The sequence below is a fragment of the Azoarcus sp. TTM-91 genome (assembly GCF_012911025.1).
Lineage (GTDB): Bacteria > Pseudomonadota > Gammaproteobacteria > Burkholderiales > Rhodocyclaceae > Azoarcus.
In genome coordinates this window covers 1-2,306 of record NZ_WUEI01000230.1, presented here as the reverse complement: position 1 = coordinate 2,306, position 2,306 = coordinate 1, and the positions used below count along the sequence as shown (strand labels likewise).

The following is a 2,306-nucleotide window of genomic DNA, read 5'->3' as shown; positions in this document are numbered from 1 at the left end:
TTTCATGACATCTCCCGGGCGGGGTGGCGGCGGAATAGGCATGGACGCCGGCGGCGGTCCGTGGGCCGGACCGCCGCCGTGCGCGGGTCAGTGCTGCAGGATCTTGGCGAGGAAGGTCTGGGCGCGCTCGGAGCGCGGCTGGCCGAAGAAGTCGTCTTTGGAGGCGTCTTCGACGATGGCGCCGCGGTCCATGAAGATCACCCTGTGGGCGACCTTGCGGGCGAAGCCCATCTCGTGGGTCACGCACATCATGGTCATGCCTTCGCGGGCGAGCTCCACCATGACGTCCAGCACCTCGTTGATCATCTCCGGGTCCAGCGCCGAGGTGGGCTCGTCGAACAGCATGCAGATCGGGTCCATCGCCAGCGCGCGGGCGATCGCCACGCGCTGCTGCTGGCCGCCGGAGAGCTGTCCGGGGAACTTGCTGGCGTGGGCCTTGAGGCCGACGCGGTCGAGCAGCTTCATGCCCTTGTCCATCGCCTCGTCGCGCTTGCGGCCCAGCACCTTGATCTGGGCGATGGCGAGGTTGTCGGTGATGGTCATGTGCGGGAACAGCTCGAAGTGCTGGAACACCATGCCGACCCGCGAGCGCAGCTTGGGCAGATTGGTCTTGGGCGCCTCCACCGCGGTGCCGTCCACCACGATGCTGCCCTGCTGGAAGGGCTCCAGGCCGTTCACGCACTTGATCAGGGTGGATTTGCCGGAGCCGGAGGGGCCGCAGACCACCACCACCTCACCCTTGTTCACATGGGTGGTGCAATCGGTGAGCACCTGGAAGCTGCCGTACCACTTGGAAACGTTCTTGATCTCGATCATCGGGAATAACTCCGTTGCTAGCCTGGGATCAGCGGATGATGGCGATGCGCGCCTGGAGCCGCTTGACCAGCCGCGAGAGGGTGAAGCAGATGATGAAATAGACCACCGCCACGGTGGTGTACATCTCCACCGGACGCAGGTCGCGCTGGGTGATCTTGTCCGCCGCGCCGAAGAAGTCGGTGGCGCCGATGGCATACACCAGCGACACGTCCTGGAACAGCACGATGGTCTGCGTCAGCAGCACCGGCAGCATGTTGCGGAAGGCCTGCGGCAGCACCACCAGGCGCATGGTCTGGCCGTAGGTGAAGCCCAGCGCCGAACCAGCGGCGATCTGGCCGCGCGCCACCGACTGGATGCCGGAACGCATGATCTCCGAGTAGTAGGCGGCCTCGAACACGGTGAAGGTGAAGTAGGCCGAGTTGGCCGCGCCTATCGGCATCGGCTGGCCGGTGACGAGCTGCAGCACCATCGGCAGGATCAGGTAGAAGGCCAGGATCACCTGCACCAGCGGCACGCTGCGGAAAAAGTTCACATAGGCCGAGGCGAACAGCTGCAGCGGCTTGATCGAGGACAGCCGCATCAGCGCCAGCAGGGTACCGAGGATGATGCCGCCTATCATGGCCACCACCGTCACCTGCAGGGTGTAGCGCAGGCCCTCGGCCAGGAACTGCCAGTTGGCGGTGATGACGCCGAAGTCGAAATCGTTCATGTCAGTGGCCTCCCTTGCCGCCGGTGATCAGGCCGGGCACCGCGCTGCGCTTCTCGATGAAGGCGAGGACGCGGTTCATGGCGAAGGCGAGGCCGAAGTAGATGGCGGTCACCACGATGGTGATCTCCAGCACCTGCGAGGTCTTCTCGATGATCTGCTTGTACTGGAAGTACAGCTCCAGGATGCCCACCGCGTAGGTCACCGCCGAGTTCTTGAAGATGTTCATCGCCTCGGAGGTGATGGCCGGCAGAACGATGCGGTAGGCCATCGGCAGGCGCACGTAGCGGTAGGTCTGCCACTCGGTGAAACCCAGCGCCAGGCCGGCGAAGCGCTGGCCGCGGGCGAGGGCGTTGATGCCCGACTTCACCTGCTCGGCGATGCGCGCCGCGGTGTAGAGGCCGAGGCCGATGATGGCGGTGACCAGGTAGGGCAGCTCCTGCTTCACCCACAGGCCCAGCTTCTCGGGCAGGAACTCCGGGATGACGAAGAACCACATGAAGAGTTGCACGATCAGCGGCACGTTGCGGAACACGTCCACATAGGTGTCGCCGATGGCCACCAGCACGCGGTTGGGGGTGGTGCGCATCACGCCCAGCACCGAGCCCAGCAGCAGGGCCACCGCCAGCGCCCCCAGCGACACTGCCACCGTCCAGCCCATGCCGGAGATGATCCATTCGTAATACTTGAGGCCGTCGTCGGCCTCCTGGAAGAAGAACAGCCAGTCCCAGTGGTAATTCATCGCCTTTCCTCGCGGCCGCGGGCGGCCCGGGTGGGGGGAGGG

At 65.2% G+C, this 2,306-nt stretch carries 3 protein-coding genes; all 3 read right to left on the bottom strand.

Features of this window, described 5'->3' with window-relative positions; all coding sequences use genetic code 11:
• Positions 1-87: 87 nt before the first annotated feature.
• From GRF61_RS23825 to GRF61_RS23815, 3 genes are read right to left on the bottom strand one after another with little or no spacing between them, the layout of a single operon-like run.
• Positions 88-816: an amino acid ABC transporter ATP-binding protein gene (locus GRF61_RS23825; RefSeq protein ID WP_169153100.1), complete on the bottom strand. Its 729-nt coding sequence runs from the start codon at positions 814-816 to the stop codon at positions 88-90.
• A gap of 28 nt (positions 817-844) precedes the next feature.
• The gene (locus GRF61_RS23820) at positions 845-1,525 is read right to left on the bottom strand and encodes an ABC transporter permease subunit (protein ID WP_169153099.1); all 681 of its coding nucleotides are present in this window, start codon (positions 1,523-1,525) and stop codon (positions 845-847) included.
• 1 nt (position 1,526) lies between these two features.
• The gene (locus GRF61_RS23815; RefSeq protein ID WP_169153098.1) at positions 1,527-2,264 is read right to left on the bottom strand and encodes an amino acid ABC transporter permease; all 738 of its coding nucleotides are present in this window, start codon (positions 2,262-2,264) and stop codon (positions 1,527-1,529) included.
• Between the last annotated feature and the right edge of the window lie 42 nt (positions 2,265-2,306).

Coding starts and splice junctions, on each gene's coding strand:
- GRF61_RS23815 (WP_169153098.1), bottom strand. CDS start 2,264: ATGAATTACCACTGGGACTGGCTGTTCTTCTTCCAGGAGGCCGACGAC.
- GRF61_RS23820 (WP_169153099.1), bottom strand. CDS start 1,525: ATGAACGATTTCGACTTCGGCGTCATCACCGCCAACTGGCAGTTCCTG.
- GRF61_RS23825 (WP_169153100.1), bottom strand. CDS start 816: ATGATCGAGATCAAGAACGTTTCCAAGTGGTACGGCAGCTTCCAGGTG.